The 211-nt window shown below is 49.3% G+C and carries 1 tRNA gene; it reads right to left on the bottom strand.

Annotated elements, in window-relative coordinates:
* Positions 1–141: 141 nt before the first annotated feature.
* A tRNA-Glu gene (locus tag OGY62_RS01950) sits at positions 142–211 on the bottom strand.

The raw sequence follows: 211 nt of genomic DNA, 5'->3' as shown, positions 1-211 counted from the left end.
AGAGACTCATACACACTTTACGTGTGTCGTTTCAATTTTCAGCTTGATCCAGATTTTTAAAGAGCAAATATCTCAAACATGACTCGCAAGTCAGTTTTGAGATACGGGGGCCGGCGACTTTCACTCACACAAACCAGCAAGTGGCGTCCCCTAGGGGATTCGAACCCCTGTTACCGCCGTGAAAGGGCGGTGTCCTGGGCCTCTAGACGAA

The sequence above is a fragment of the Citrobacter sp. CK198 genome, from assembly GCF_030333295.1.
GTDB classification, from domain to species: Bacteria; Pseudomonadota; Gammaproteobacteria; order Enterobacterales; family Enterobacteriaceae; genus Citrobacter_B; species Citrobacter_B koseri.
The sequence above is the reverse complement of the archived record's forward strand: the minus strand, read 5'-3'. Positions and strand labels throughout refer to the sequence as shown.